Source organism: Acinetobacter sp. AG1, assembly GCF_001005525.1.
Taxonomy (GTDB): domain Bacteria; phylum Pseudomonadota; class Gammaproteobacteria; order Pseudomonadales; family Moraxellaceae; genus Acinetobacter; species Acinetobacter modestus.
Map to the genome: position 1 here is coordinate 1 of NZ_LBMZ01000046.1, position 5,308 is coordinate 5,308.

Here is a 5,308-nt window from a genome sequence, read left to right on the forward strand (position 1 = left end):
AGACCGTGCTAATAAGCCTGAAAATGTAGATTCCGATTTAGAACATCAAACCCTACAACGTACCCCACAAAAGAAAACCTCCGCTTGGCGGTCTTTTTTCGATCGTCTCGGTGAAGCATTCCGCATGGCACTGCTTGCCATGAATGCCCACCGTATGCGGACTTTCTTGACCATGCTTGGGATTATTATCGGGATCGCATCCGTGGTCTCGGTGGTTGCGCTTGGGAATGGCTCACAGAAGCAAATTCTAGAAAATATCAGTAGCCTCGGCACCAATACCATTACCGTGTATCAGGGTCGTGGCTTTGGTGATAACTCACGTGCTTCACAAGTCAAAACACTGGTGCCTGCTGACGCAGAAGCATTGGCAGAACAGCCTTACGTCGATGGAGTGAGTCCATCTGCCAATACCAGTGTGACATTACGTTACAAAGATACAGAAGCATCGGCAACAGTAAATGGTGTCAGTGCTGATTTCTTCTATGTCCGTGGCATGACCTTTAAATCAGGACAGCCTTTTGACAAAAATAGTGTTACTCAGCGTGCCCAAGATGTAGTAATTGATACCAATACGGAAAAAACCTTCTTTGCAGATGGGACCAATCCTGTTGGTCAAGTGTTGTTATTGGGCAGTGTACCTAGCCGTATTATTGGTGTGATTGATGCTCAACAAGGCTTTATGGGCAACTCTGACAGCTTGAATGTTTACTTACCTTATTCGACAGTCATGAGCCGTATGTTAGGTCAGTCTAATGTACGCAGCATTATTGTTCGTATTAAAGACGAATATCCAAGTAGTGCCGCTGAAAATGCCATTTTGACTCTACTTGAACAACGTCACGGCGCACAGGACGTATTTACCCAAAACTCCGACAGTATTCGTGAAACCATCCAACAGACGACGGCAACAATGACCCTGTTAATTTCTGCAATCGCGGTGATTTCTTTGGTCGTTGGTGGTATTGGGGTCATGAACATTATGCTGGTTTCTGTGACCGAACGAACTCAAGAGATTGGCGTACGTATGGCCGTTGGCGCTCGACAAAGTGACATTTTGCAGCAATTCCTGATTGAAGCAATTTTAGTCTGCTTATTGGGCGGTGTACTTGGTGTTCTGCTTTCTTTAGGGATTGGGCAAATTATTGGGCACTTTGCCAAAGGCATCATTGAAATGAGTTATTCGACCACGTCAATCGTAGCGGCCTTTGTCTGCTCAAGCATGATTGGTATTGTATTTGGCTTCTTGCCAGCACGAAATGCGGCACAACTCGATCCAGTTGCTGCTTTAGCGAGAGAATAAGGAATTTGAGTATGTCTTTTCAATTCACAAAATTAGGACTCGCACTGGTACTCACTGGCTCCTTGGCTGGCTGTTCTGCCGTGGTGAAAACCCCCTATAACGCCCCAACAGTCCAAGTACCTCAACAGTTTCAGTATGATGTGCAAAAAAATAAGAATGTGAATCTAACCGATCAGTGGTGGACACTATTTAATGATACCCAACTGAATCAATTGGTCGATCAGGTTCTCGCTAAAAATAGTGATTTAACTGTTGCAGGAATCACCCTTAAACAAGCTCGTTTACAGGCAGGTTTGGCTGAAAATAAACAAGGTATTCGAACCAGTTCAAGTATTTCAGCAGGTCATAACTATGACCTCCGTTCAGGCGATGGCTCTGATCGTGGTTTATCCACCAGCGTCGGTGTCAGTTATGAACTGGACTTATTTGGCAAACTCGCTAGCCAAACTGAAGCAAGTCGATGGGAGGCATTAGCCACTGAACAAGATTTACAAGCCACAGCACAAAGTCTGGTTGGAACCACAGCAAAATTGTATTGGCAACTTGGCTATCTGAATGAACGCTATCAAACCATTCAGCAGAACTTGGCATCGACCCAAAAAATCTATTCTTTGGTGCAATCACAGTATAAAGCGGGTGCGGTTTCAGGTTTAGATTTAACTCAAGCGGAACAATCGGTGCAAAGCCAAAAAGCCAGCCTTAGTCAGATTGAGCAACAACGTGTCGAAGCGCGTACTGCGATTGCTGTATTGCTACACGAACCTGTACAACAGTTGAATATTCAAGAGCCATCACAATTACCTCGCAATGCCCTACCGAATATCGCGGTTGGACTCCCTGCCGATATTTTATCGCGTCGTCCAGACTTACAAGCTTCTGAATTACGCCTACGCAAAACTTTAGCCAATAAAGATGCAACGAAAGCCAGCTATTATCCTTCGATTAATTTGACGGGAAATCTAGGTTCATCTAGTACCTCTTTAACACAACTATTAAAGAACCCTGCTTTAACTTTAGGCGCAAGCTTAAGCCTACCTTTTCTTCAATATAATGATATGAAGAAAGATATTGAGATCAGTGATCTTGAATATGAAAAAGCCATTACTCAATATCGTCAAACCTTATACCAAGCTTTTGCCGATGTGGAAAATGCATTATCCAATCGCACTCAACTGAAGCAGCAAGTTCAATTACAGCAACGTAATGTCGAGCTGGCAGATAAAACTGAACGTTTAACCGAAGTGCGTTATCGTAATGGCGCAATTGCCTTAAAGAACCTACTGGATGCACAAGAAACCACACGTAATGCACGACTCAACTTAGTTGAAACAAAGCAGAGTCAATACAATGCCTATGTGACTTTAATGCAAGCGCTAGGTGGAAGTCCTGTGAAAGAATTACCTGAGCAATAACACACGAGTTGATATTATTTACTTTCTTAAAGTTCTCCGCTCATTTTGAATGGGCTGAGAACTTTCGATTTTACTCATCAAATTTATACATTGACGCAAATCTTGCTGATTTATATGCTGATTGAAATATAGTTACCAATAGAAATCAAATTGGCTATATAGAATTTTCTCTACCCTTTATAACTGTATTTAAATTTCTCAAGTGTATGAGCATGGAATCAAGTGTGAGTGAATTAAAAAATATTGAAAAACTAGTCTTTTCTTTTTTCTGTGATTCATCGGATTATAATGGAATTCCTTTAAGACAGGTCTCAAAAGATTTGAATTTAGATTATGAGAAGTCAATTGACCTCATAAAAGAGCTTGTGAAATCTAAGATTATTTCAATTCAATCTAGCACAAACCCACACATCATTGGTTTAAAGCACCATCCTGTTAAATCTCAATTAGATATACTCGAACACGCTAAATCAATCAAAGTGGAAAAGCAATCTTTTGGTAACTTCGAACTAACTATAGAGCAAACCGAATACCCTATATGCTTATATCCAACCCCAGAATATGCTAAAAAAAATCGAGATATCAATAAGTATGGCTATGCAAAATATAGCGTTGAATTGGCGTTATCTGAACCTCAAATGACTTTTAGATTTTTTGAAACAGAAATCCTAGAACGCTATTCGAATGAACCTCGATTTGATTTTGAGTTTAATGATTTTAGTAGGCAAATATCATGTATATATGATGATCAAGGTAACCCAATACTTCGAGAAGAAGATCAAATATTTTTAAAATCATTTGGTTTGGGGTTTGATTCATCTGGTGCTCGGGTTGTAGCAGTTATGCTTCGTGATTTAGGCAGGCTTTCTTCTGAACATCAGGTTACATGGAGCGCTAAAGAAATCAAATGTACCGAATGTAAGGTACTAGAGGATTATTTTAATAACCTAATTTTAGGGCATTGGATAACATCAAAATCTGTTTTCACTGCATTGATAGATGAAATAAATGCTATCTATAAACTGACTGAGTCAATCTTTGGGGTACCACTTTTTCGAAAAGAGCTCGATGGTAAATATCGCCCTAAAAACTTCACTTTCTTCTTTTCACCTACATCCAAAAATTACTATGACTTCATTAATCTTCTTGACAAATATCTATCAGAAAATATTAACAAGTCATTTTTTGAGGGTACGCTAGAGTTAGAGGAGTTAAAGCCTATTGGCAATAACATTGTTGAACGAATCCCAAAGGGAACTTTAAGACTTTTAGAGGAATGGGTGGCTCGCTCTTTTCGGTTTCCAGATGAATCTTTCCCAAAAAAAATGTTAAAGCCATTAAAAGATGTAAGAAGTGAGCGGCAAAAACCTGCTCATACGGTAATTGAAAACAAATATGATTCTAAGTTTATTGATAAACAAAAGGAAATTATTGAAGCATGTTACATTTCAGTAGCGAGTTTAAGAAGAAATCTTCAAACTCACCCTAAAGCAAAAAGCGTAGAATTAAATGCTCACTTAGATTTTGAAATAGTTAAGTATTTTTAGTAAACAGTAATAGAAATTTAATAAGTTGCTTAAATAGACAAAAAAATAGCTGGCTTTTGCTCGTTCCTTTCTAATATTAGCTAGTAATTTAATTGCCTCTTAGCAAAGCTGTATAATTTTGGAATCATTTTATCTCTTAAAAACAAAGCCGCTATCAAAGCGGCTTTATCATATGATTTAGATAAATCTATTATTCATCATCCATCATTGACTGGCTCATACCTACAGTATTGAAACCACCATCAACATAAAGGATTTCACCCGTAATACCTGAAGCCCACGGCGAGCAAAGGAATAATGCTGCATTCCCCACTTCTTCAATCGTCACATTACGTTGTAATGGAGCGATTTTTTCATTGGCATCCAACATTTTACGGAATGATTTAATTCCTGAAGCAGCCAAAGTACGGATTGGACCAGCAGAGATTGCATTCACACGAATCCCCTCTTTGCCCAAGCTTAGTGCTAAATAACGCACACCCGCTTCTAACGATGCTTTCGCCATACCCATCACGTTATAGTTTGGCATCACACGCTCTGAACCTTGATAAGTCAAGGTCAGTAAACAACCTTTACGTGCTTGTAATAAAGGCTTTGCTGCACGCGCCATCGCAACAAAGCTATACGCGCTAATGTCATGTGCGATTTTGAAACCATCACGGTCAGTCACGTCTGTAAAGTCACCATCCAGCGTATGTGCAGGTGCAAAACCAATCGAATGCACAACACCGTCTAAACCATCCCAATGTTTTGCCAACTCAACAAAAGTATTGTCAATTTCCGCATCAATCGCTACATCACAAGGGAAAACCAGTGTTGAACCAAACTGTGCTGCAAAGTCATCAACACGCTTTTTTAGCTTTTCATTTGGATAAGTAAATGCTAACTCTGCGCCTTCACGGTGTAATGCTGCCGCAATACCGAAAGCAATTGATAATTTACTTGCAATACCAGCAATTAAAAAACGCTTACCAGCTAAAAGTCCTTGTGACATCTTATTCTCACTCGAAAAATTTTCACCACATCATGCCAACATTCCTGATTTTTCG

At 39.7% G+C, this 5,308-nt stretch carries 4 protein-coding genes; 3 read left to right on the plus strand and 1 reads right to left on the minus strand.

Annotated elements, in window-relative coordinates; all coding sequences use genetic code 11:
• From AAV96_RS00570 to AAV96_RS00580, 3 genes are all read left to right on the plus strand, one after another.
• Nucleotides 1-1,300: ABC transporter permease (locus AAV96_RS00570; protein WP_046737907.1), on the plus strand; the 1,300-nt coding region annotated here is incomplete at its 5' end.
• An 11-nt stretch (nucleotides 1,301-1,311) separates the two neighbouring features.
• On the plus strand, nucleotides 1,312-2,712 hold the full coding sequence (locus tag AAV96_RS00575; RefSeq protein WP_046737908.1) for an efflux transporter outer membrane subunit: 1,401 nt from the start codon (nucleotides 1,312-1,314) through the stop codon (nucleotides 2,710-2,712).
• A gap of 224 nt (nucleotides 2,713-2,936) precedes the next feature.
• The gene (locus AAV96_RS00580) at nucleotides 2,937-4,259 is read left to right on the plus strand and encodes a hypothetical protein (protein ID WP_046737909.1); all 1,323 of its coding nucleotides are present in this window, start codon (nucleotides 2,937-2,939) and stop codon (nucleotides 4,257-4,259) included.
• A 190-nt stretch (nucleotides 4,260-4,449) separates the two neighbouring features.
• Here AAV96_RS00580 and AAV96_RS00585 read toward each other — a convergent pair whose 3' ends face one another.
• Nucleotides 4,450-5,253, minus strand: a complete 804-nt coding sequence (locus AAV96_RS00585; RefSeq protein WP_004659060.1) for an enoyl-ACP reductase — start codon at nucleotides 5,251-5,253, stop codon at nucleotides 4,450-4,452.
• Between the last annotated feature and the right edge of the window lie 55 nt (nucleotides 5,254-5,308).

What these genes read in the sequence shown, in the direction of transcription:
- AAV96_RS00575 (WP_046737908.1), top strand. Translation starts at nt 1,312, where the DNA reads ATGTCTTTTCAATTCACAAAATTAGGACTCGCACTGGTACTCACTGGC.
- AAV96_RS00585 (WP_004659060.1), bottom strand. Translation starts at nt 5,253, where the DNA reads ATGTCACAAGGACTTTTAGCTGGTAAGCGTTTTTTAATTGCTGGTATT.